The 24,708-nt window shown below is 52.8% G+C and carries 18 protein-coding genes; 7 read left to right on the top strand and 11 right to left on the bottom strand.

All coding sequences use genetic code 11. The features are described 5' to 3' along the window. Nucleotides 1-13: 13 nt before the first annotated feature. A complete protein-coding gene (locus tag ACK4HN_RS05095) occupies nucleotides 14-1,282 on the bottom strand; it encodes an FGGY-family carbohydrate kinase (RefSeq protein ID WP_409877309.1) in 1,269 nt (422 codons plus the stop codon). 176 nt (nucleotides 1,283-1,458) lie between these two features. Between ACK4HN_RS05095 and ACK4HN_RS05090 the strand changes: the two genes are divergently transcribed. The 5 genes from ACK4HN_RS05090 to ACK4HN_RS05070 are packed head-to-tail and all read left to right on the top strand — an operon-like array spanning nucleotide 1,459 to nucleotide 6,124. Further along, nucleotides 1,459-2,871: a UbiA family prenyltransferase gene (locus ACK4HN_RS05090; protein ID WP_409877308.1), complete on the top strand. Its 1,413-nt coding sequence runs from the start codon at nucleotides 1,459-1,461 to the stop codon at nucleotides 2,869-2,871. Next, complete coding sequence (locus ACK4HN_RS05085; protein WP_409877306.1) at nucleotides 2,868-3,275, top strand: GtrA family protein; 408 nt, start codon at nucleotides 2,868-2,870, stop codon at nucleotides 3,273-3,275. The genes ACK4HN_RS05090 and ACK4HN_RS05085 overlap by 4 nt, the downstream gene beginning before the upstream one ends. Further along, the gene (locus ACK4HN_RS05080) at nucleotides 3,253-4,611 is read left to right on the top strand and encodes an FAD-dependent oxidoreductase (protein WP_409877305.1); all 1,359 of its coding nucleotides are present in this window, start codon (nucleotides 3,253-3,255) and stop codon (nucleotides 4,609-4,611) included. Before ACK4HN_RS05085 ends, ACK4HN_RS05080 begins: the two co-directional genes overlap by 23 nt. Next, nucleotides 4,608-5,342: an SDR family oxidoreductase gene (locus tag ACK4HN_RS05075; RefSeq protein ID WP_409870418.1), complete on the top strand. Its 735-nt coding sequence runs from the start codon at nucleotides 4,608-4,610 to the stop codon at nucleotides 5,340-5,342. The genes ACK4HN_RS05080 and ACK4HN_RS05075 overlap by 4 nt, the downstream gene beginning before the upstream one ends. Nucleotides 5,343-5,347: 5 nt before the next feature. Then, nucleotides 5,348-6,124 carry an S-adenosyl-l-methionine hydroxide adenosyltransferase family protein gene (locus ACK4HN_RS05070; protein WP_409870420.1) on the top strand — a complete coding sequence of 259 codons (777 nt, stop codon included), beginning with the start codon at nucleotides 5,348-5,350 and terminating at the stop codon, nucleotides 6,122-6,124. On the opposite strand, the gene ACK4HN_RS05065 is transcribed toward ACK4HN_RS05070, so the two are convergent. Together ACK4HN_RS05065 and ACK4HN_RS05060 are read right to left on the bottom strand one after the other, a co-directional pair. Then, entirely contained in the window at nucleotides 6,116-7,372 is a 1,257-nt protein-coding gene (locus ACK4HN_RS05065; RefSeq protein WP_409877303.1) for a vWA domain-containing protein, read from the bottom strand. The two genes, ACK4HN_RS05070 and ACK4HN_RS05065, sit on opposite strands and share 9 nt — an antisense overlap. Before the next feature lie 88 nt (nucleotides 7,373-7,460). Beyond that, nucleotides 7,461-10,472 carry an AAA family ATPase gene (locus ACK4HN_RS05060; protein ID WP_409877301.1) on the bottom strand — a complete coding sequence of 1,004 codons (3,012 nt, stop codon included), beginning with the start codon at nucleotides 10,470-10,472 and terminating at the stop codon, nucleotides 7,461-7,463. 105 nt (nucleotides 10,473-10,577) lie between these two features. On the opposite strand from ACK4HN_RS05060, the gene ACK4HN_RS05055 reads away from it, so the two are divergent. Together ACK4HN_RS05055 and ACK4HN_RS05050 are read left to right on the top strand one after the other, a co-directional pair. Next, on the top strand, nucleotides 10,578-11,183 hold the full coding sequence (locus tag ACK4HN_RS05055) for a Uma2 family endonuclease (protein ID WP_409868916.1): 606 nt from the start codon (nucleotides 10,578-10,580) through the stop codon (nucleotides 11,181-11,183). 678 nt (nucleotides 11,184-11,861) lie between these two features. Continuing rightward, nucleotides 11,862-12,263: an AbrB family transcriptional regulator gene (locus tag ACK4HN_RS05050; protein ID WP_409868915.1), complete on the top strand. Its 402-nt coding sequence runs from the start codon at nucleotides 11,862-11,864 to the stop codon at nucleotides 12,261-12,263. Here ACK4HN_RS05050 and ACK4HN_RS05045 read toward each other — a convergent pair. The 8 genes from ACK4HN_RS05045 to ACK4HN_RS05010 form a co-directional block, all read right to left on the bottom strand. Next, on the bottom strand, nucleotides 12,260-15,919 hold the full coding sequence (locus ACK4HN_RS05045; protein WP_409868914.1) for a hydantoinase B/oxoprolinase family protein: 3,660 nt from the start codon (nucleotides 15,917-15,919) through the stop codon (nucleotides 12,260-12,262). The two genes, ACK4HN_RS05050 and ACK4HN_RS05045, sit on opposite strands and share 4 nt — an antisense overlap. 32 nt (nucleotides 15,920-15,951) lie before the next feature. Then, nucleotides 15,952-18,642: a cyanophycin synthetase gene (gene cphA, locus ACK4HN_RS05040; RefSeq protein WP_409868913.1), complete on the bottom strand. Its 2,691-nt coding sequence runs from the start codon at nucleotides 18,640-18,642 to the stop codon at nucleotides 15,952-15,954. A 92-nt stretch (nucleotides 18,643-18,734) separates the two neighbouring features. Further along, on the bottom strand, nucleotides 18,735-19,703 hold the full coding sequence (locus ACK4HN_RS05035) for a cyanophycinase (protein WP_409868912.1): 969 nt from the start codon (nucleotides 19,701-19,703) through the stop codon (nucleotides 18,735-18,737). A 22-nt stretch (nucleotides 19,704-19,725) separates the two neighbouring features. Continuing rightward, nucleotides 19,726-20,382 (bottom strand): Uma2 family endonuclease, encoded by a 657-nt coding sequence (locus ACK4HN_RS05030; RefSeq protein ID WP_409868911.1) that lies wholly within the window; start codon nucleotides 20,380-20,382, stop codon nucleotides 19,726-19,728. A 314-nt stretch (nucleotides 20,383-20,696) separates the two neighbouring features. Then, the gene (gene pstB, locus ACK4HN_RS05025) at nucleotides 20,697-21,500 is read right to left on the bottom strand and encodes a phosphate ABC transporter ATP-binding protein PstB (RefSeq protein ID WP_409868910.1); all 804 of its coding nucleotides are present in this window, start codon (nucleotides 21,498-21,500) and stop codon (nucleotides 20,697-20,699) included. Nucleotides 21,501-21,517: 17 nt separating this feature from the next. Further along, nucleotides 21,518-22,465 carry a phosphate ABC transporter permease PstA gene (gene pstA / locus ACK4HN_RS05020; protein ID WP_409849271.1) on the bottom strand — a complete coding sequence of 316 codons (948 nt, stop codon included), beginning with the start codon at nucleotides 22,463-22,465 and terminating at the stop codon, nucleotides 21,518-21,520. Then, entirely contained in the window at nucleotides 22,465-23,478 is a 1,014-nt protein-coding gene (gene pstC, locus ACK4HN_RS05015; protein ID WP_409868909.1) for a phosphate ABC transporter permease subunit PstC, read from the bottom strand. The genes pstA and pstC overlap by 1 nt, the downstream gene beginning before the upstream one ends. A 107-nt stretch (nucleotides 23,479-23,585) precedes the next feature. Next, entirely contained in the window at nucleotides 23,586-24,596 is a 1,011-nt protein-coding gene (locus tag ACK4HN_RS05010) for a PstS family phosphate ABC transporter substrate-binding protein (protein ID WP_409868919.1), read from the bottom strand. Nucleotides 24,597-24,708 lie beyond the last annotated feature (112 nt).

Genomic DNA, 24,708 nt, shown 5'->3' with positions numbered 1-24,708 from the left:
GCTCGATGGGCAGCTAGAGTACCCCTTGGGCTAGGCGAGCAGCGCCATAGGCGGCTTCGGTTTGAGCAGCAACTTCTACGGGCACGCCCAATTGTTGACGGCGAATTGCCAACCAAACGGGATTGTGGGCACCACCGCCTGCTGTCCAGACCCGCCTTAGAGGGGAAGCACCCAGCTCCTGAAGGCGCTGATAGCCCTGCTGTTCAATGCGGCTAAGACTCTCTAACAATCCCTGCAAAAAGCGATGAGGTTCCGCGGGGCGGGGTTCCAATCGGGGTTGGAGGTGAGGGTCGGCAATGGGAAAGCGCTCTCCCGCTTCAAGGAGGGGATAATAATTTAGCCCCGTGGGCTGTTGGGGATCAATTTGGGCACTGAGGGCAACGAGTTCTGCCTCGCTAAAGAAATGGCGGAGAATCGCCCCGCCACAGTTGGAGGCACCCCCCACAAGCCAACGGTTGCCCAACCGATGACTATAAATGCCACTTTTGGCCTCGGACACAGGGCGATCGCTCAACAATTTGAGGACTAAAGTTGACCCCAGCGAGGTGACGGCCTCCCCGACCCCTTGAGCACCACTGGCCAAAAACGCAGCAATGCTATCGGTGGTACCAGCACAGACTTGACAAGTGGGAGGAAAACCAAACTCCTTGCTCCTTACAGCACCCACTACCGTACCCGGGGGGACAACCCGTGGCAAAAACGGTTGTAAAGGCGCAAGCTCAGGATGCTCAAACCAAGCGGGATAGGTCTCTTGGGCAGGGTCGTAGCCCAACTTCAGGGCATTATGCCAATCGGAAACGCCCAGTTGACCGTGGAGTAAAAAGGCCAACCAGTCCGCTTGATGCACCAAGACCGCCGCTGTTTGGGAACAATGCTCCCTTAACCACAGGAGTTTAGCAAGGCTACTGGTTGAACTCACCGCCGGCTGCTCCGCTGGCAACAGTTGGGCTAATTGAGCCGCATACCCCTGAGCGCGATTGTCATTGTATAGGAGCACCGGCGAGCAAGGCTCCCCTTGGGGCGTACAGAGCAAAACTGTGCTGGAGGTGGCATCAATCGCAATCCGTTCCACCCGTTGCCGCACAGAGAGAGGCAGCGCCAAAATGAGGTGCCACAGTGTTTCTGCCCAAGCCTTCGGAGAATCCGGCTGGTGTAAAGGGAACCGCGCCCTTGCCAAGCTCTTGCCTTCACCATCCACCACAATGGCTCGCGCGCCAGAGGTGCCAAAATCAATGCCGAGGGCGGGAGGGGGCATGGGTGTAAAGCCGATAGTTGTAAACAAATTTTACTTTCGTTTTAGCATTGCTAGACAGATTTTGGTGTGCTAAAGTCTGGAAAAATTTGGCGCTGCCTGACTGAACTCGCTTTGCCTCTGTCGTGAACAGCACCACCCTCTTGTTGGTAGTATTCTAACACGAGTTGTTAGTATTCTAACACGAAGCCTTCAAGTCGCCATCCATGAACGGGCTGTATCTTGTTGTTGATCTCGATCAGACGCTGCTAAAAACAGACATTCTTTTTGAATGTTTCTGGTTCTGTTGGCGCCAAGCTCCCCAAACGTGGCTCAGCATCAATTCTTGGAAGCGAGCACCGATAAAACGCCTCTTGGCAACCGCCTGCCCACTGGATGTTGCCAGCTTGCCCTACAACCCTGAAGTCATTCAATATATTCAAGCTTGGAAAGCAAAAGGGGGAAAGGCGGCTCTGGCCACGGCTACGGATCAAATTTTGGCCGAAAAAGTTGCCGCTCACTTGGGGCTTTTTGATGCGGTCTATGGTTCCAATGGCCAAGTCAACCTTAAGGGAACAACCAAAGCGCAGTTTTTGCTCAAGCAATTTGGCGAAAAGCAATTTATCTACATGGGGGATGCCGCCGCCGATTTACCCGTCTGGGCAGTGGCAGCTAAGGCAATTACGGTCAATGCACCGCCATGGCTACGCCAGAAGGTCGAGCAGCTCAATCCCCATGCGGAACATCTAGGCAGCGCAAAACGAAGCATTCAGCCCTACTTGAAGGAAATTCGTCCCCATCAGTGGGTGAAAAATAGCTTGGTGTTTGTACCCATGCTGGCGGGGCATCAGTTTAACTTGCCAACCTTTTGGAGTTCGCTGGTGGCAGCAGTTGCTTTTAGTCTCACCGCCTCCAGTGTCTATGTCTTAAATGATCTGTTGGATCTACAAGCCGATCGCGCCCACCCGCGTAAGCGTCATCGCCCCTTTGCCGCTGGAGATCTTCCCCTTGCCCACGGCCTCTGGATGCTTTTTATCTTCCTTGGCGCTGGGATGGCGATCGCCCCCACCCTTGGTTGGCCTTTTTTGGGGATTCTACTGGCCTACTATGCTCTCACCACGGCCTACTCTTTCTTCTTAAAGCGGCGGATTGTCATTGACATTTGCACGCTGGCTGCCCTTTACACGATTCGTATGCTTGGCGGTGCCGTTGCCACTGGCATTTCCTTGAGCGCGTGGCTGTTGGCCTTCTCCATGTTCTTCTTCTTTTGCTTAGCGACCGTCAAGCGGCAAGCCGAACTGGTGGATCATCAAAGGCGTAAGGAACTCAAGACGAAGGGACGGGGCTACCACACCGATGATTTGCCGATTATCACCATGATGGCACTCAGTGCGGGCTATGTTTCGGTTCTAGTGCTGGCGCTTTATATTCACTCTCCCCAAGTCCGCCTGCTCTACACCAGACCCCAGATACTTTGGGGAGTTTGCGCTGTCCTTCTCTACTGGCTGACGCGCACCATTTTCCTCACCCATCGAGGGCTGATGCACTATGATCCTATTGTTTATGCCATTAAAGACCGCCAGAGCCAACTCTGCCTCTTGATCTGCCTTGGTCTCTTTATTTTGGGTAAGAGTTTATGAGGCTACAAACCCTCATGATTCGCTACACAGCTTTTGCTGTGATTGCCACCTTGATGAATCTTTTTTCCCAACGCGTCATCCTATTGATGGGGCAGAGCCTGCCTTATTTTGTAACCGCAGTGGTGGTGGGAACCCTTGGGGGGTTAGTCGTCAAGTACTATTTGGATAAACGCTGGATTTTCTTTGATCATAAAAAGGGTCTTCGGCACGACAGTCGTCAATTTAGTCTCTACGCGGTCATGGGAGTTTTCACAACGGCAATTTTTTGGGGATTTGAGACGGTATTTTGGCTGATTTGGCAAAGCCATTTCCTGCGGGAAATCGGTGCCATCATTGGTTTAACCATTGGTTATGTACTCAAGTATCACTTGGATAAGCGATATGTCTTCTCCCCTCACGGCTAAGGCCAAACTCAAAAAACTCAGCGGCTGGGGACGGTATCCGGTACAGACCTGCCAGGTGTATTCCCCGCGCTCAGAAGGGGAGATTCTCCAGCTTCTTCAGCGTGGTCTGCCGCTGATTGCTCGAGGCAATGGCCGTGCCTACGGAGACAGCGCCCTCAATCGGGAAGCCACGCTCCAGATGAAGCACTTCAATCGCCTCTTGGGATTCAACCCGCAAACGGGTCAGTTGATTGCCGAGGCAGGTGTGCTGCTGGCCGAGATTCTGGACATTTTTGTGCCAAGGGGTTGGTTTCCTTTAATCACACCGGGGACGAAGTTTGTCACGGTAGGGGGCATGATTGCTGCCGATGTCCATGGCAAAAACCACCACAAAGAGGGCAGCTTCCTAAATAGCGTGGATTGGTTAGATCTCCTAACAGCGGAGGGTCAGGTTTATCGCTGCTCGCGGTCTGAGAATCGGGATCTCTTCTACTGGACGGTGGGGGGCATGGGCTTGACGGGGGTGATTCTGCGAGCCGCCTTTCGCCTGCGTCCCATTGAAACTGCTTGGATTCGCCAGACTATCCATATCGCCAAAAACTTAGACGAGGCTCTCGATCTCTTTGAGGCCTTTGAAGCGGTGACCTACTCTGTGGCTTGGATTGATTGTCTAGCGGGTGGCGCTCATTTAGGGCGCTCTGTGGTCATGCTAGGGGAACATGCCACCCGGGAGGAACTGCCCGCTGAATATCGGCAAACGCCCCTGCAAATTCCGCAACGACGCAAGGTCTCAATTCCGCTAGACTTTCCCAATGGTGCCTTGAATGCATTGACGGTGCGGGCGTTTAATCAACTGTATTTCCTCAAGAGTCAACGCAAAGCCGGCCAGTCCTTGGTGGATTGGGAGACGTTTTTCTATCCTTTGGATGGTTTGTTGGGGTGGAATCGCATCTACGGGCGGCGTGGCTTTGTGCAGTTTCAATGTGTTCTCCCCCTTGCTAGGGCACGGGAAGGCTTGGCGGCGTTACTCCATTGCACCTCCGCCGCAGGTGCAGGGTCATTTCTGGCGGTTTTGAAGAAGCTGGGACATTCCCAGGGCTATTTTTCATTTCCGATGGCGGGTTATACGCTGGCTATGGACTTTCCAATGTCCCGACGCACCCTCCAGGTGTTAGATCAACTGGAGGAGATCACTCTCCAGCATGGGGGGCGCTTTTACCTTGCCAAGGATAGCCATTTGACTCCGCTGCGGCTGCGGCAATCCGATGCGCGGGTTGAGAGCTTTGTGCAAGCTAGGCAGACCCATTGCTGGGCAGTAAACTTTGCTTCCGAACAGTCTCGGCGGCTCAATCTATGAAAGCTCCTGTTTTAATTTTGGGTGCAACTTCTGATATTGGGCGGGCGATCGCCCACTGCTTTGCAGCTCAAGGCCATCCCATTCAATTGGCGGCGCGGCAAGTGAACCGTCTAGAATCAGACAAAGCTGACTTGGAAATCCGCTACGGGGTACCCGTCAGTGTCCATGAGTTTGATGTTTTGGCCGTGGAAACCCATGCCGATTTTGTCCAGCAGTTGCCAGAGCTACCCGCGATCGTGGTCTGCGTTGTGGGTTTCATGCCAGCGCAGAAAGCATGTGAGCAAAATCTGCCCCTTGCCCTTGAGGTGATGCGTACTAATTATGAAGGCCCGGCTCTCATTCTCAGCGTATTTGCCAATTTATTTGAGAAACGGGGCTGGGGAACCCTCGTGGGCATCTCCTCCGTAGCAGGAGAACGCGGACGTGCCAGCAATTACTTTTATGGCTCTGCCAAAGCCGGTTTCACGGCATTCTTGTCGGGATTGCGGCAGCGCCTTGCCAAATCAGGGGTGCAGGTTCTAACGGTTTTACCGGGCTATGTCAATACGCGCATGACCGAAGGCATGAACTTACCTCCTCTCCTCACCGCTCAGCCAAAGGAAGTGGCCAAAGCAATTTTCGCCGCCATAGCCAAAAAGAAGGACGTGATCTATGTGCGACCCAGTTGGCGCTGGATCATGGTCATTATTCGTTGCATTCCTGAACCCCTCTTTAAGCGATTGGCTCTCTAAACCCCATGACGCGTTGGATTGCCCTGCTCACGGATTTTGGTCATCAGGACGCCTATGTGGGGGTGATGAAGGGGGTGATTTGCAGGATTCATCCCCAAGCACAGGTGATTGATCTGTGCCATGAAATTCCACCGCAGGATTGCCGCACGGCCAGTTTTCAGCTCCTGCAGGCCTTTCCCTATTTTCCTGAGGGCACGGTTCATTTGGTCGTGGTGGATCCGGGAGTGGGGACAAGCCGGCGGGCGATCGCTCTTGATTTTGGCCATGCCTATGGCGTAGGGCCAGATAATGGCGTCTTTAGCCAAGTGTGCGATCGCTATCCCCCCCAGCGAGTTGTGGAACTGACCCAACCCCACTTTTGGCGTACCCCCCATCCCAGTGCCACCTTCCATGGGCGGGATATTTTTGCCCCCGTGGCTGCCCACTTGGCCGCAGGAACAGATTTCGCTCTCTTGGGTTCTGCCATTGACCCCTATAGTTTGATGCGCTTGCCTCACCTCACCTATGAAGTCACCCCCCAAGGCGTCCAAGGGTGGATTCAGGCCATTGATCGCTTTGGCAATGTCATTACCACACTGCCGGCGGCTCTTTTAGCCAAGGGCTATCACCGGATCCAGATTCAGGGACAGCAGATTCCCCTTGTCCACACCTATGGCGACGCCCCACCTCAACAATTGATGGCCTTGGTAGGAAGTCATGGCTTTATTGAGCTAGCAATGAATGGTGGCAGTGCCCAACTGGTCTTGGGCTGCCGTAACGGCGATGCTCTCTGGCTAGTTTGAGGGGGAGGGGGGACTGCTCAAGACTGTTTTGGAGGCAATGCGTGTGCGTTTGAGAGCCGATTCACTGAGGGTAGATTGTTGCTGTAGTTCTTGGGCAGAGGCTTCGAGGATTTTTGCTGCCTCTGTATCCCCCAGTTGTAAAGCGGTTTTGGCAGCACTTTGAAGGAAAGTCGCCGCACCAGCAGTGTCCCCCGCTTGCAGTTTGGTTTCCGCGAGCTTGGTTTTGCGGTATTTTTCCAGCGTGAGAATACTTTGTTGCACCTCTGGATCCACTTGAGGAAGGTGTTCTGGTTCTGCGGTAAGTGTTAGGGGAATTCTTTCAGAGAAAAGACCCTTGGATTGCTGCACTGGATCGTCGTAGCGGACTTGTACAAAACCAATCAGGTGCGACCCCGACGGCAAGGGTTGAATACTGAGGGTAATGAGAAGGGTGCGTTTAACAGTAGCAGAGACGTCGCCAACGCGAATCACATACTCATGGGGGTGGGGGCTTTCATAGATGAGTTCAATTGTATCGGGAGCCACTTGGTTCACTGGTTTGAAGTTCCCCAGTTGCGCCGCTTCACCCAAGGTGAGCAGGACATGGGCATTGGTGTAGTTCACGCTGCTGATGTGACTAAAAAGCGACTGAAAACAGGCGATCGCCTGCTCGGCATACTCAATGAACATCAGCCGCCCTCCCCCCGCATCGGCAATTTGCTCAAGCACATCCTGATTCCAGTAAACACCAAACCCCAAAGTATTAAAGGTAATGTTGTACTCCGCCGCTAGCTTGGCTAGGTCAAGGCAGCGTTGGTTATCGCCGTGCTCATTTTCGCCATCGGTGAGCAAAAAAGCTTGAGAGATTGTTCCCTGTTTGCCCTTAGCTAGCTCCGCCAAACCCAATTTCATCCCCGCGTCAATCGCCGTGCCGCCACTCGGCTCCAGTTCCTCAATTTGGGCTTTAATTACAGCTTTGTCCTCGACCCATTGATTGGGTACTAACACTTGAGCTTTGTGATCAAAGGCCACGACACTCAGCCGATCTGTAGGCAGCAAGCGATCCACCAACGACTGTGCCGCTCGCTTTACTGTTGCTAAGGGCACGCCGGCCATGGAGCCACTGTGATCCAAAATCAGGCAGAGATTCAGGGGAGGCCGCTGCTGCTGTTGCCGCTGTGCCGTTATGGTCAGTTCTAGTTGGCGTTGTGCGCCCTGTCCAACGCTGACAATGGGATCGCTAAGTTTGGCAATAAGTTCAACGGTCATTGTGGCAAAGTGTGCTGTTGTTGACCCTACTCTACCATTTTGCCGAAAACTGCCACATCTGTCCTAAGTAATGATGAGTAATGATGTCCTATGCAATGATAGTGAGTTGGGAAGCTCCCGCTGTTTTGGTGACTTCAATACGGGTTTGAAACGCTTCCTTGAGGGCAGGGACGTGGGTAATGGCTAGGATACAGTGAAATTCGGGGGCGATCGCATTCAAGGCGGCAATGAGTCGCTCGCAACCTTGGGCATCTTGGGTACCGAAGCCCTCATCAATAATTAAAAATTGGACATCACTCCCGGAACGCTGTGCCAACAGGCGCGCTAAGGCTAAACGCAAAGCAAAGTTAATGCGAAAGGCTTCACCGCCAGAGTAACTTTCGTAGGGACGAGTCCCTTGGCAATCGGCAATGAGAATATCGAGGGTTTCGATGGGCTTGGTGTCAGCTCCATTGCGGCGGCGACTGCGCTGGGTAATGAACTGTACGTGGAGTTGATGGTTGCTAAGGCGCCCAAGGATATGGTTAGTTTCTGCCTCCAGATGGGGGAGAACGGTTTCAATGAGCATAGCGGGAATGCCATTTTTGCCTAGGGCTTGGGCTAGCTCACAGTAAAGGCGATATTGATGGCGCAGATGGGCAAGGGTTTGCTCTCCTTGGGCGTATTCTTGAGCCAAGCGATGGAGTTGTTCCAGTTCAGCGGTGAGTTTACCGTGCTGGGCGAGGTTGGCCTCAAGGGTCTGCTGCTGTTTCAGGAGTTCCTGTTGACGTTGATTCAGCTCAGCAGCAAGGCGGCTGGCAGTGCGAGCCGTGTCCTCAAGGGTAGCGAGTTTGTCAGTAATGCGTTGCAGTTGTTCCCGTTGTTGCTGAAGCGTTTCCTCTAGGTGTTGGAGGTCTTGGCGGAGTTGGGGTTGACGCGATCGCCCCCGTTGCAGGGTCTGATAGGCCTCATAGTCCGGTTCTAATGCAGCCAGTTGTGCTTGGATTTGGGCATGCTGCGCCGGATCGTAGGCTAAGGCTGCCAACTGCTGATCAATGCTAGCCAGGGTTTGAGCCAAGGGAGAGGTGGTTTCAAGGGCATTGAGTTGCCGTTGCAGTTTCTCCTGTTGAGTCATCAGGGCCGGCAGTTGCTGCTGAGTCTGGCGGTATTGTCGCTGCGCTTGGCGGAGTTCCTGTTCTTTGGCTTCGGCCCAGCGCCATTTTTCCACTTGAGCGCGGGCGATCGCCAGATTTTTTTCATCATAGTTCAGACGTACCAGTTCCGCCTCAATTACTTGTAATTCCTCCAGCGTCTCCTGAGGGCCGTCGGCAAGCTGCTGCTCAATTTGCTGAATTTCCTTAGCCAAGCGATCTAGTTGTGGTTCTAAATCCTGCGTACTCTGGAGTTGCTGCTGAAGTTGTCCCCGCTGCTCAAACAGTTGCGTCAGTTGTGAGATCTCATAGCCAATATTGAGATATTCCCGCCGCAGGACTTGAATTTCCCGCTCCGTGACTGCCAGTTGCTCGCGAATCACCCACACTTGATTGAGGAGTTCTTCTTTTTCAGCGGCATTGCGGCGTAGGACTGCCTGATGGTGCTGGGCATCAAGGGGACGCTGACAAAGGGGGCAAATGGCTCCTGGCTGATTCAGTAGTTCTAAGCGCTGCTCCAGTTGACTAATTTGCCGCTCATACTCCCGCTGGCGGGCTTGGAGTTGCTCTAAGAAACGGCGGCGCTCTAGTCCCTTTTCCCGCACATGATCTTGATAGATGCGCTGTTTTTCAAGAGTTTCAATCTGGGCAGTAATCAGTGTTACCGCTTCTTGGAGAGCGGGTTGCCGTTCCACCTGTTGATGGAGATGCCGCCATAACTGTTGCAATTCATCGCGCCGGCTGCGGAGGCGTTGCTCCTGCTGTTGCCGTTCCAGTTCAAGGCGCTGTTTGGCTTGCAGGAGGGGAAAGACTTTTTGCTGAAGTTCTTCTTGGGCTTGGAGCTGAGCGCGCGATCGCTGTAACTGTTCAAGGGCGGCAACAATCTGATGTTCTTGCTTGAGGAGCTTTTCCAACTGCTGGCATTGTTGCTGAAGAAATTGCTGCTGGCTCTCCAAGCTGTGGAGGGTACGCAGGAGGTCTTGGCGCTGTTGGTCGAGCTGCTGCTGGTGGCGATCGCGCTCTTGGCGCAGCCGTTGATAGTCACCAAAACACTGCTGCAATTGAGCTTCAGCAGTTTTCAAGCTCTGCCATTGGCTGACGGCAGCTTCCAAGAGGGGGGCACGGGCTTCCAAATCCGCAATGGTTGCCTGTTCTTGGCGGAGCGTCTGGCACTGCTGTTCCAAATGGGCGATCGTTGTTGCTAGGGTGTCCCGCTGTTGTTGCAGATGTTTGTAGTCCTGCTGTTGCAGTTGATGGACGTGGTAGGCGGCCCGTTGCTCCTGGAGTCGTTGTTGACACTGCTCGATCTGCTGCCGTTGCTGTTGAATCTGCTGGCTTACGGCTGATTGTTGGGCGCGCAAGGTGGGTTCTTGGGCGATTTGCTCCCTTAGGGTTTGGAGGTGTTGTTCCAGAACATTGATTTGGGCTTTGTAGTCACGGGCGCGATCGCGGGCTGCTTCCGCAAGGGTCTCGTATTGATCTAGCCCCAAAAGGCTTGCCAAGAGTTGCTTGCGCTCGCTGGGGCGCTTGGCCATAAATTCATCGGCACGGCCTTGGCGCAAATAGGCGCTGTTGATAAAGGTGTGGTAATCAAGGCGCAGAATTTGAATAATTTTGTCTTGGGTTGCCCGTAGCGATCGCCCCGTTAGGGAGGTATAGCCTGCCGCCGTCTGAACTTGTAGCTCCAAAACCGTCTGTTGCTCCCGTCGCCGCAACCGCACCACCCGATAGGTCTGCCCTTGGACGCTAAACTCAAACGTCACTTGGGCTTCCATTTCGCCGTAGTAGATCACATCATCCTCACGGCTAGCGCGGCTTTGCCCCCACAGTGCCCAAGCGATCGCCTCAAGGAGCGACGACTTACCCGCCCCATTGGCACCACAAATACAAGCCAGATGTAACCCTGCAAAGGAAAGAGTGGCCTGGCGGTAGCTGAGGAAATTGCGCAATACCAGTTGACGTGGAATCATAGGGCACCATACCCCTCATGTTGGCACAGTTTAGGGCATTCTACGTCCTAAAAAGCTAAACCCACTAATCCTCAACCGAATCAGGCTTTTCCTACAATTAAGATCATGATCACTACTACTGGCCACCCTGCTTCATCCCCCCAACCAGTACGATTTACGGTGCAGGACTATCACCGTTTAGTGGAACTTGGCTTTCTGAATGAAGATGACCACATTGAGCTAATTCGGGGGGAACTGGTGCGAATGGCTGCTAAGGGAACAGCGCACGAAAGCTGTCTGCGGCGATTGTTGCGAGTTTTACCGAAGATTGTGGGCGATCGTGCCACGCTTCAGTGCCAGTCGCCTATTACGATTGCCTTTGACGGTGAGCCAGAACCCGATATAGCGATTGTCCTGAATCGCGAAGATGATTATGCCTCAGCCCATCCCACGCCTGCGGACACGCTCCTTGTGATAGAAGTGGCGGATTCATCCCTAGAGTACGATCGCACAGTGAAACTATCGCTTTATGCTGAAGCCAAGATTCCCCATTACTGGTTGTTCAATGTCAGCGATCGCACGCTGGAAGTCTATAGCGAACCTGCTGAAATTACACCGCAGCAGTTTGGGTATCTGAGCAAAAGAATTGTCCCGGCCAAGGGCGTTGTGCAACTGCCGCAGTTTCCGGAACAAGTGCTTGAGATTGCTTCCATTTTTCCAAGTGGTTCATAATAATTACATATAATGACTGACGAGCCAATTAGGGTTTGACACTCTTACGACGACAGTTATAGGCTGCTTACGCAGTTGATAGCTAGATGTGTAACAGGGTTGTCAAACTGCCTCTGTTTAGTTCCTCAAAGTTTAACCTCAGGGTTCTGCTGACTTTCTCACCGCCTTGCTCTCTAATTGTGGTGATTTGGGGACTAAAGTCACCTTCGGGCTTTTCCACCTCACAGTGAAGGGACTGTTGTAAGTATATTCAATTCTTGCAAAAAGCACCGTAAGTTTTATAAAAGTTACTTTCTGAAGCATGGAGCATATAGAGCTCGTTTCTTAAATATGGGAGATATAAAGAGGATGGAAACCTCTTGCCCATTGTGACTTTTGCAGTTTTCAGCCTGTGCTACCCCTGTGAAAAGGGCTGTAAAAGAGGCGGAGTACTTTCTTACACTAGTCTTCGCATTTTTTGACCGTCTTCCATCCTTGTGCAAAAGGGTGTAAATGTAACTCATCTAAAAGAAGTGTAAAACCCTGACCTAGGGGCGATCGCAACTTGAATTCTGAAAAAAATTATGGTTTGCTAAGAATAGAGACTCATTGATTCCGAGTTTGCTGTCGAACTTTGGCAATCTTCAAGCAAATCGCCAATGGGTAGGCAGTATTTGATTCTTCAAAAGGTAGGTTAAAATGAGACGCAAGCAAGTAGAACCCTTGACAGGCGCTGCTTTATTAGAGAAGTACAAACAACTCGAACATCTCAGCTACGAGGAAAAGGCAAAAGCCTGCGGCTACTACACAGTGACTCAGAGTGGCAAGGAGCGCATCAGCAAACTAAAATTCAATAAGGCGCTTCTTGAAGCTTTAGGTCTTGATCTTGACGGTAAGTCGGGACGCAAGGGCAGTCGGGGTGGTCGCAGTGCCAGTTATCGAATCACCGTCCAAGCCAATGGCAACTTGCTCATTGGGTCAGCCTATACTAGGCAAATGAATCTCAAACCGGGGGATGAATTTGAAATCACCCTTGGTCGTAAGCACATTTACCTCAAACAAGTGAGCAGTAACGGTCACCCAACCGATGACGAAGACTAGCCTGATATCTCTAAACCTGATATCTCTAAATTTGATGGATTAATTCCCCCAAACCCACCCCCACCAGGGGTACAAATACGCAGGCGATCGCCCGCTTCAACATGGATTGTGGCGGTTCCTGCCAGGGGATGGGGAATGTGTCCAAGTTTTAGCCATTGATTTTCACCAACCGCACCGCACTCACCACCCGCAAGGCCAAAAGGGGGGATTTTCCGCGACTGGCTGAGGAGGCTGATGGTCATGGGTTCACAAAACTCAAAGACACGAATGGCGCCATCTCCCCCCGGCTGCTGCCCTTTGCCCCCACTGCCGCGGCGACGGCAAAACTCCCAGACAATCACGGGGTAGCGTTTTTCTAGGACTTCGACATCCGTGAGCCGAGAGTTGGTCATGTGGGTTTGCACGGTACTGGCGCCGGCAAAGGTGGCTCCTGCTCCAGCGCCGCCACAGAGGGTTTCGTAGTATTGATAGCGCTCATTGCCAAAACTGAGGTTATTCATCGTTCCCTGCGCCGCGGCCATAATGCCCAGCGCACCATAGAGGGCATTGGCGAGGGTTTGGGAGGTTTCCACATTGCCAGCCACCACCGCTGCCGGAAACTTGGGGTTCAACAGTGAGCCTTCAGGCACCCGCAGTTCAATGGGACGCAAACAGCCCGCATTCAGGGGAATGTCCTCTTGCACGAGGGTTCGGAGGACATACAGCACAGCCGCCTTGGTAATGGCAAGGGGAGCATTGAAATTGTCGTTTGTTTGGGGTGAGGTGCCCGCAAAGTCGAGGCAGGCCGTGCCTTGATCAGCATTTATGGTGATTTGCACTTGGATTTGGCTGCCGTTGTCCATGGCCACGCAAAAGCGTCCCCCTTGGAGCGATCGCAGGCATTGGCGCACACACTCGGCGGCATTGACTTGACTAAATTCCATATAGGCGGCCACCACCTCGCGACCATAGCGATCGCACAGCGCCCTTAGCTCCTGTACGCCGCGCTGGTTAGCGGCAACTTGCGCCTGCAGATCTGCTAAATTCTGCTCAGGATAGCGAGCTGGCCAGGGCGCTTGGGTCAGCAGGCGATAAATGGCAGCTTCCTGAAACTCACCGTCCTCCACCAGCAGTACATTGTCAAAGAGAATACCCTCTTGACGCACATCAGTACTGTGGGCGGGCATGGATCCTGGGCTAATCCCGCCAATATCGGCATGGTGCCCCCGCGAAGCGACAAAGAAGGCAGGGTACGCCTCCCCCTCGAAAAACAGCGGGGTAATCACGGTGATATCCGGTAAGTGGGTACCACCGCGGTAGGGATTATTGGTTGCAAAGACTTGACCCGGCCGCAGGGCGTTGCCTTTCTCAGCCAGCAGGGCTTTGACACTTTCGCCCATTGACCCCAAATGGACAGGGATATGGGGGGCATTGGCCACGAGGTTGCCAGCGGCATCAAACAGGGCACAGGAAAAATCCAAGCGTTCCTTAATGTTCACCGAGGCACTGGTTTGCTGGAGCGTGACCCCCATTTGCTCAGCAATGGCGCGAAATAACTGCTGAAAAATGGCAAGCTGCACGGGATCGGCAACGGTGGGGGCGATGGACTTTGGGGATGGTAGGAATTCCGGTTGGGGACGCAGCCAGAGTCCCCCCTGCTCATCCACCTCCGCCTGCCAGCCGGCTTCTACCACATTGGTTCCTGTGGCCTCTAGGATCAGGGCAACTCCCTTGATGACGCGATGGGGAGGCAGGCGATCGCGCGCATAGACAGGCGCTGTGTGCCATTGGCCTTTGCTGTACACCGCGACATGGGCGAGGGGAGTAAGTTCTGTGGCGGCGGGGAGAATTGGGACTGCGGGCACTGTTTGAAAAGCAACGGCTTCAACGGCAATTTGACCAATGCGGAGCGATCGCCCCTTCAAGTTAAATCCATAGCGATCGCGGTGGGCTTGGGCAAAGGCTGCTACCATCCTTTCCAAATCTGCCCAGGGCACCCAGAGGGTTGTATCGGTCCCCACATACCCTAGGCCAATGCGCACTTGGGTTTGAATCTGGGAGCGATCCACACCTTGGGCGAGGAGTTCAGCCACGGCTTGATCTTTCAGGTGGGCAATCTGCCCTTGCACCTCCGCCAGCACCTCAGCACTCAGGGGCTGTTCAACGGTTTGTTCCTTTAACACCCGCAACTCCGCTTGGCCAATGCCGTAGGCCGAGAGCACCCCCGCATAGGGATGGAGATACACCTGCGGCATTCCCAACACCTCGGCAATTAAGCAGGCGTGCTGCCCCCCTGCACCGCCAAAACAGCAGAGGGTATAATCGCGCACATCGTGCCCTTGCTCAAGGGAAATTTTCTTGATGGCTTGAGCCATTGTATTCACAGCCACCTCAATAAAGCCAGCGGCCACCTCAGCAACACTGCGGGCATCTCCTGTGCGCTCGTAGATTTCTTGGCGCAGTTGGCTAAATTTCTGCTCAACAATCTGGCGATCCAAAGGCTGTTGACCATCATCGCCAAACACAGCGGGGAAATAGGCGGGCTGAATTTTTCCCAAGAGGATATTGGCATCAGTCACCGTGAGAGGCCCGCCACGACGGTAGGCGGCAGGTCCAGGATTGGCCCCCGCAGAGTCTGGCCCCACTTGGTAGCACCCCTTATCAAATCGCAAAATGGAGCCGCCGCCGGCAGCGACAGTGTGCACCGCTAAGAGGGGCGATCGCAAGCGCACCCCGCCAATAGTGGTTTCCTGCCACCGCTCATACTGCGGCCAAGGAGCCGTGGGATCGTGACGATAGTGGCAGACATCCGTGGAGGTGCCCCCCATATCTAAACCAATCAGCCGCTCAATCCCTGCGGCTAAAGCCGTTCGCACCACCCCCACCATCCCCCCCGCTGGACCCGAAAGCAAACTATCCTTGCCGCGAAAACAGGAAGCCGCCACCACGCCACCATTGGACTGCATACAGTAGAGGGGAATTTCCCCCAGCTCCCGCTGCACCCCCTGCAAATAGCGATGGAGGACGGGTGATAAATAGGCATCCAGCACCGTTGTATCCCCCCGACTCACCAGCTTGATGAGGCCACTCACCTCGTGGGAGACCGACACTTGGCTAAACCCCATCTCCCGTGCCAAGGCGGCCACCTGTCGCTCATGGTCAGGGTAACGATAACCATGCACCAACACAATGGCACAACTGCGGATGCCCTGCTCATAAACCGCAGCCAATTGGGGCTTTAGGGCTTCGAGATCGAGGGGGACAAGAATTTCCCCTTGGGCACTCACCCGTTCTTTAACTTCAATGACATGGCTGTAGAGGGGAGGCGGTTGCTGAATGGCGAGGGCAAACAGCTCCGGACGATTTTGGTAACCAATGGCCAAAGCATCGCCAAAGCCCTGGGTGATGAGCAAAACCGTTGCATCCCCCTTCCGCTCCAACAGGGCATTGGTGGCCACCGTGGTTCCCAGCTTCACAACTTCTACGGCTTCGCTGGGAATGGGGGCGTCTGGCCCTAGCCCCATGAGAGTGCGAATCCCCGCAACTGCCGCATCACGATACTGCTCTGGATTCTCCGAAAGCAGCTTGTGTACGACAATTTGGCCATCGGGACGACGGGCAACAATGTCCGTAAACGTGCCACCGCGATCAACCCAAAATTGCCATTTCCCTTGCATCCCACTGCTCATTGAGGGGGCAGAAAAACTACCTAATGAGAGACGGACGGGTTGAGATCACCACTGGTGGGAATCCCCCCACTGTGAAAGCCATTGGTCATTTCCCCTTGGAGGCGTTGATGATGCTGGCGAATCAGTTGAATTGTGCGGCTGACCTCTGCCGGAAAGATCACCACTAAAGAGCCTTGGGGGGCACGATCAAGGGCAAATTGAATGGCTGCCACCTCGTCATGGATGATGTCGTATTGCCGTTGGACACTGTGGTGATGTACTCCCCGTTCAATCCAGTAGGCGGCATCGCCGCGCGGCCGGCCACGGGTATCGTCATCTTCTTTAATAATGATCCAATCGAAGATTTTCGCTGAGAGTTCCCCCAGTTGTTCTAAGTCTTGATTGCGGCGATCGCCCGGACCACCCACAACCCCAATGCGCTGCCCCGGCCATTTTTGCACAAATTCACCAATCGCCTCATATCCTGCTGGATTGTGGGCATAGTCCACCAAAACACTAAATTGCCCCAAATCAAAGAGGTTCATCCGACCGGGGGTCTGCTCTACCGAGGTGTGAAATGTCTTCAAAGCAGCGCGAATATGTTCAATACTGATGCCTTGGGCGAAGGTGGCGAGACTCGCAGCAAGGGCATTGGCAATCATGAAGCTGGCTCGCCCCCCAAGGGTGATGGGCACATTCTCTGCTTGTTCAATGCGTAGCGTCCAGTCCCCTTTCAAAATGGAGAGATAGCCATTTTCATAGACAGCGGCCAGTCCCCCCTGCTGAATGTGCTGCCGAATGATGGGATTCTGGGGATTCATCGAAAAATAGGCCACCTGCGCTTTGACTTGGCGTGCCATCGCCGCGACAAGGGGATCATCGGCATTCAAGACAGCGTAGCCATTTGGCCAAGCGGATTCCGCCACCACTGCTTTCAAGTCTGCCAACTGCTCAATGGTGTCAATATCACCCAAGCCAAGGTGGTCTGCCTGCACATTAAGCACCACCCCCACATCGCAGTGGTCAAAGCCCAACCCAGAGCGGAGAATACCGCCGCGCGCTGTTTCTAGGACAGCAATCTCAACGGTGGGGTCTTGTAGGATCAATTGGGCACTCTGCGGTCCTGTAGTGTCCCCTTTTTCCACCAAATAGTCACCAATATAAATGCCGTCGGTGGTAGTGTAGCCAACGGTTTGTCCCGTTTGTTTGCAGATATGGGCAATGAGGCGGGTAGTGGTGGTTTTACCATTGGTGCCTGTAATCGCAAATATGGGGATGCGGCAGGGTGTTCCCGGTGGAAAAAGCATATTGAGCACCGGTTCGGCCACATTGCGGGCAATCCCTTGGCTGGGGTTCGTGTGCATGCGAAAGCCGGGGGCAGCATTGACTTCGACAATCACACCACCAACCTTGGAAAGGGGCTGACGAATATCGGCAGTGACCACATCAATTCCCGCAATATCTAGGCCAATGATCCGCGCCGCCCGTTGGCAAATCCAGACATTTTCTGGGTGAATTTCGTCAGTGCGATCCACAGCAATGCCACCTGTACTTAGGTTGGCCGTAGCGCGCAGATAACAAATTTCTCCTAGTGGCAGCACCGTATTCAGGGTATAGCCCTGTTTTTCCAACAGTGTCCAAGTGTCGTGGTTGATCTCAATGCGGGTGAGAATATTATCGTGACCCTCTCCCCGCTGCGGGTCTTGGTTTGTTTTCTCAATTAGCTCTTCAATGGTGGAGTGGCCATCCCCAATGACGTGAGCTGGCACCCGTTCAGCCACAGCAACCACTTTGCCATTCACCACGAGCACTCGAAAGTCTCGACCTGCATGGTAGCGTTCCACAATCACTGATTTGGAGACACCGCTGGCGATTTCAAAGGCTTCTTCCGCTTCTTCTAAGCTGTTGATGTCAATTGTAATGCCGCGACCGTGGTTGCCGTTGAGGGGCTTGATCACAATGGGATAGCCGCCGATGTCCTCAATGGCTTCAGGGAGGTCTTCGATATAGCGGATGACCGTTCCCTTGGGCACAGGAATTCCCGCCTCCTGAAGCAGTCGCTTTGCTCCCTCTTTATCTCCTGCGAGTTCTACGGCCAAGATACTACTGCGATCGCTCAACGTGGCTTGCATGCGATGACTACGGGCACCATAGCCCAGTTGAATAATCGAACGGCTGCTCAATTCAAACCAAGGAATATTGCGCGCTTCCGCCTCACGAACAATCGCTTCTGTACTGGGACCAAGGGAGGCTTTTGCTTTCAACTCGCGCAGATCCGCGAGATCCTGATCTAGTTCTCGCTGCGGATAGGTGCCCGTATCAATAATGCTTTGGCAAAGTCGCACTGCTGCTCGCCCGGCATAGCGACCGGCTTCCTCGACTTGGTATTCATAGACCACCTGATACACCCCTGCTGTGGAAGTCTCCCGTGTACGCCCAAAGCCAACGGACATCCCTGCCAACTGTTGCAGTTCAAGGGCAACATGCTCTACCACATGACCGAGGTACGTCCCTTCACGGAGGCGGGTAAGAAAGCCGCCCTCATGGCCAAGGGAACAGAAATGATTGTAGAGACTGGGTAACACCCGCACTAGGCCATCCACAAAGCCAAGGATTTGATTGGAGGGGGTGTTGGCCACCTCTTCTAGGTCTAAACGCATGACAATCAGCTTGTGACGCCGAATGCTCCAGTAGTTGGGACCCCGCAGCGTTTGTAATTTGAGAATCTTCATAGAAGAGTGGCTTTTTAAGGACAACTTACCATTTTTAGTTTTGAGGTGAGTGACGCAATAAACTGTATCTTAAGCAACACTTTCCTGAAAACTTAGTTCAGGGGAGGCAAAATACATTTGTGCTGCACTTGATGGGTACGCAGATTGTAGCAATCTCCATCACTGAGGATGTGCAGGCGCAAGTTGTAGATACTCAAGGGTTCGTTGACATCCACATGGGCATAGTTTGTGTAGCTGATATCCCGAGGATCAATGATCGTGACAGAGCCACGACCCAAAACCCGCAGTGTGCCATCGGCTTCAAACATGGCACAGGTATCTTCATCAATGCCGACCCCCAGCTTGTCGGGGTGAGCGGAAATGGCGCTGATGAGGCGTGCCAGACGATTGCGGTTGTGGAAGTGCTGATCCACTAAAATATCGGGAAGAATACCTAGACCTGTGGCCAAATCCACGAGGGAACGATTAGGTGCTTCGTTGCTACCCCCACTAGCAATCATGCATTCTCCCATCACCGCAGCACCGGCACTGGTACCCCCAAGGATGGATTTGCCTTCCCAGACTTGATGGCGCAATTGGTACAGGAGGGGGGTTTCATCCAGCAGCGCAGACAAGCGCAGTTGATCCCCACCGGACATGAAAATGCCGGTACAGCGACTCAGGCGAGCCAGCATCTCTTCCTCTTCGGCATCGGCGCGATCGCTCACCAGTAGAACGTCCACTTCTTTGACCCCAATTTCACGAAAGATATCGTGGTAGAGTCGCCCCATGGCATCGGGTTCACGGGACGCCGAGGGAATGACACCAATGATTGCATCTAGGCCACCAGCGCGCTGGCAGAAGGTGGTGAGAATTTGTCGCCCACGTACCTTGTCTTCTGCTCCCCCGATCGCCATCACTAAACCTTTGTGACCAGAATGTGGATTGGTCGTTTTGGAAATGGGGTCTAATTGCAACATAGGGTTACGGTAAATGAAACGTTCAATCGGCAGACAGAATGAATGCAGTTGGCAAGGGCGATGCCAATACTCCCCCATTGACACGGGGATTCTATACAGCATAATGCCAGATCAGGGAAATTTTTTAAGTTTCGATCAAGATTTGCACAAATGCTTGATGTTCAGGGGTGGCAATTCCCTGTTGCAGGATGTGCAAGACCGTCCCTAAATCCTGTGCCAGTAAGGCCTGCGTGGCAAGCCAGAGGCCGGGAAATTGGCGACTGCGAATAATGCCCTCAGCATCGGGAGTAAGGGTCTGATATTCCCCCGCTTCCAGTGAGAACCAATAAATTTGGCGCTCGTAGGTACACCAGACGAGGTATTCCTGAACCCCATTGCGGCGGTACACCCTGCGCTTGTCGTGAAGATCGTAGGCAGCACTGCTGGCTGCAATTTCCACCACCAGTTCCGGTGCCCCTTCAATATAGCCATCCTCACTAATGCGGGAGCTGCCCCCCTTTTCAAGGCGCAAAACAGCATCGGGCTGTGGTTCATTGTCCCCCTCCAAGCGAATCGTCGGATTGTCATAGAGGAGAACTCCCGGCGTCACTGCTCTATAAAACCCCAGCCACGTCATCATTTCCGCATGGGGTTGACTATGGCTAACGCGAACGGGGGACGCCACGTAAACCACTCCTTCAATGAGTTCTGCTTTTTTCAACTGGGGCATGGCGGCATAGCGCCGCTCAAATTCGTCCCGCGTCAGGCGATCGCCACTCTCCAGCGGGGGCAGTTTTATCATGGCAGGCTCTCAGAGCTTTGCGTGCTGCCTCTATTGTAGTGAGTGCACCTTTGCTTCGATAAACTCAAAGAGGATTCCTCAGCAAAACGCTCCCTATCCCCTCCTTGGGGCAGAACTTCAGAGAACAACTCAAGCGGTACCCCCTTGCTTCTTCAGGAAGAATAAACAGGTAGAGCAAGATGGGTATGCCTGCTCAAGCTGCTCCACTGACTCTACCCATGAGGCTGAACTTCTAGGAGCAACGCCCTCTACCCCTCAGCACCAATCAACCCTTGAATGGTATTCTCAGGTGAGCTTTAAGCCTCTAAAGGCAATCAACCAAAACGGCCGCTGACATAATCTGCTGTTTTTTGCTCTACTGGCTTCGTGAAAATAGACATTGTGTCGTTGTACTCGACCAACTCCCCAAGGTACATAAACGCAGTAAATTGCGACACCCGAATGGCCTGTTGCATGTTGTGGGTAACGATCAGGATCGTCACTTGATCCTTAAGTTCTACAATTAAGTTTTCAATGCTAACCGTAGCAATGGGATCCAGTGCCGATGTTGGCTCATCAAACAGGATAATTTCTGGGTCGGTGGCAAGGGCGCGGGCAATACACAGGCGCTGTTGCTGCCCCCCTGAGAGTGAAGTTCCTGGCTCCTTTAGGCGGTCTTTCACTTCATCCCAGAGGGCAGCATTGCGTAGCGATCGCTCCACCACCTCATCGAGAATGCTACGGTTGTTGATACCGCGCACCCGCAATCCGTAGGCAATGTTCTCATAAATTGATTTTGGAAAGGGGTTTGGCTTTTGGAACACCATGCCAATCTGCATCCGCACTTCAATGGGATCCATCTGCAAAAGATTGCGTGGATTTTCATGGCCTAGCCAGATTTCTCCCTCATAGCGGTTGCCTGGATAGAGGTCGTGCATGCGGTTAAAACAGCGCAGCAACGTGGTCTTACCACAGCCTGAAGGTCCAATGAGAGCAGTCACCTTTTTATCATAGATAGGTAAGTTAATGTTCTTGAGGGCATGGTTGCGTCCGTAGTAAAAGTTAAGATCCCGCACTTCTGCCAGCTTTCGCAGAGGACCTTCCTGAGTCATCTCACTTCCCTCGGTCAACTTAACCATTGTAACAATCCCCAAAACTAGAACTTGATACTTTTCCTAAAGCGATAGCGCAGATAAATCGCTGTTGCGTTTATCGCCAAAGTTAACACCAATAGAATGATACCCGCTGCTGCCGAATTGACCTGAAATGCCTCTTGGGGCCGCGAAACCCAGTTAAACATTTGAATTGGCAGAACTGTAAAGGGAGACCATATCCAGTTGAAGGAAATATAGGGAAACTCCCCTTTAATTGGGGCATCTGGCAAAAAGGTAATAAAAGTCAGGGCACCAATTGTGACCAGCGGTGCAGTCTCGCCAATTGCACGAGAGATACCAATAATAATCCCCGTCAAGATTCCCCCCATGGCATAGGGCAGCACATGGTCAGAAATCGTTTGCCAACGGCTAGCCCCTACAGAATAAGCGGCCTCTCGAATCCCCACCGGAATTGCCCGTAGAGCCTCACGAGTCGTGACAATCACCACCGGCAAAATGAGCAGACCCAGCGTTGAGCCAGCCGTAAGAATGCTCTCCCCCCAATTGAGGATATAAACAAAGAAGCCAAGAGCCAAAAGACCATAGATAATCGAGGGCACCCCTGCTAGGTTCGTAATGTTGATTTCAATAAAGTCCAACAGCCAGTTTTTGGGGGCATATTCTTCTAAGTAAATGCCCGCAGCAATTCCAAGCGGGACTGCCACCACAATTGTTACCAGAATAACTAACAAGCTTCCCACCCACGCGGTGAGAACTCCTGCTTCCTCTGGATCACTGCTAGGAGGGGATAAAAAGAACTTCAGGTTAAGTAAGGGCCAGCCGCGAATAAACAGATCAGCAACAAGGAGCACCAATGTAAGCAGGGCAACCAAAAGGGAAAACCAGCCAAACACAATAAAAACCTGTTCCCAACGCTTGCGCTGTTGGATGGATTCAGCAATCGCAATCGGGTTGTGGAGAACAGCGATGAGCTTTGGGTTGCGGATCATCAGTAAACCTCGCGATAACGCCGACTGAGGAAGTAGCCAATGACATTCATGAGCAGGGTAGCAAAGAAGAGCATGATCCCCGCAGCAAAAATAGACTGGTATTCCAAAGAACCGTGGGGCAAATCCCCCAAGCTAACAGAAACAATGAATGCCGTTGTTGTGGCTGCCGCTTCCAAGGGGTTAAAGGTAAAGCGGGGTTGTAAACCAGCAGCGACCGCCACAATCATGGTTTCGCCAACTGCGCGCGAAAAACCAAGGATATAGGCGGCAACAATGCCGGAAGTCGCAGCCGGCAAGAGTACTTTAAATGCTGTTTGGATGCGCGTTGCTCCCATGGCGTAGGAGCCTTCTCGTAACTCCAGCGGAACAGCTTGGAGAGCATCCTCCACAAGACTACAGATGTAGGGCAGCACCATGAGACCTACCGCAATGCCAGCACCTAGCATGTTAAAGCCAGGCAACTGAAAATACTCCCATTCCTCCTTACCTGGCAGGAAGAACTTCTGTGCGCCTAAAATGACTTTTTGCAGTAAAGGTGTAATGAATAGAAGCGCAAAGTAACCATAGACAACAGTGGGAATACCGGCCAAAATTTCTAGAATGGGCTTTAGAATCTCCCGCACTTTGGCTGGCGCAAATTCACTGAGATAGATAGCAGCAATCGTACCCAGCGGTACCGCCACACAGCTAGCAATGAAGCAGGTTGTCAGCGTTCCAGACAGCAACGGTAAAATACCGATGCCTATCGGCTCAATCAAGGGAGACCAATCAGTACTTGTGAAGAACTCCAGCAGCGCTTGCCCAAGCGGTATTTTCTGTCTCTCCATTGCCTTCTCAAAGAAGATCACCGTTTCCGAAAATAGGATGTAGGTGATCGTGAGGGTTGTAAAAACCGAGGAGATGGCTGCTAGGAATAAGATACAGGCAATGATTCGCTCGCGCCAAACACGCACTGCCCGCGAGGGTAAAGAAACAGGGAGATTGGTCTTCAATGAAGAAGTATCCTGTGCCATAGGAGCAGAATCTCAAATCTTAAGCCTAACTCTCTTAAAACTATAAGACAGGGTGCTGGCTTAAACAAAACCGAACACCCTGTTCGGTACGGTTAAGTTCTGCTCGCTTATTGCAGACCTCGTTTCAGGAGATCATCTATCTTCAAGCCAATGGCCTCTTTGCCACCAAAGGCAGTACCCACTTGGTTTTTGTTAAACCTGGCCAAGATTGCTTTATAGGCACTGCTGGGCAGGGGCACATATCTCGATTTTTTAACGATTGCGGGGCCATTGCTGAGGTAGTAGCTAACAAATTGCCGCACTTCTGGCCGCTTCGCAGAGTTGGCGTTGACATAGATAAAGATTGGGCGCGACAGCGGTTGGTAGGTCCCATCAAGCACAGTTTTCTCCGAAGGCATGACGGGGCCTTTACCGTTATCAATTGCCACCGGTTTAAGTTTGTTTTTGTTCTCTGCGTAGTAGGCATAGCCAAAGTAGCCAAGCGCACCGCGCTCGCGGCTCACCCCTTGTACTAGGACGTTGTCATCCTCACTGGCGGTGTAGTCTTTACGGCTGGCTTTGGCCTTACCGTTGATGGCTTCTGTAAAGTAGTCAAACGTACCGGAGTCTGCCCCTGCGCCGAAAAGTTTTAAGGGTAAGTTGGGAAATCCACTCCGAATTTGGTTCCAGTTATTGATCTTGGAATCAGGCTCCCAGACTTTCTTGAGCTCGGCAACAGTGAGGGATTTGGCCCAGGTATTTTGGGGGTTGACCACCACGGTCAGGGCGTCATAGGCAACAGGCAACTCAATGTACTGAATGTTGTTTTTCTTACACTCCTCCATTTCCTTAGCCAGAATTGGGCGGGAGGCGTTGGAAATGTCAGTTTCACCGCGGCAGAACTTCTTAAAGCCACCGCCTGTTCCTGAAATCCCGACGGTGACGCGGATTTTACCCCCCTGCGCTTTTTGAAATTGTTCGGCAGCAACTTCAGTTACCGGGTAAACGGTACTGGAACCATCAATCCGAACCACAGGTGCACCTTGCTGAGAAAAAGCAGCAGGAATTAGGCTAGCCGAGAGAGCTGCAACGGCTGCAGCCACCCCTAGGCGGGCATAGCTTTTTGTAGTTGTAAACATGGTGATCTTTCCTAGCGGAGTAAACAACGTTTTGCAAGTAAAGTACCTTCGGGGTAACGGTTGCCCAGACATTGCAAAGGGGCAAACCGATCAAACTACCCTTTCGTCAGAA

The organism is Thermosynechococcus sp. (assembly GCF_046299655.1).
Lineage (GTDB): Bacteria > Cyanobacteriota > Cyanobacteriia > Thermosynechococcales > Thermosynechococcaceae > Thermosynechococcus.
The sequence above is the reverse complement of the archived record's forward strand: the minus strand, read 5'-3'. Positions and strand labels throughout refer to the sequence as shown.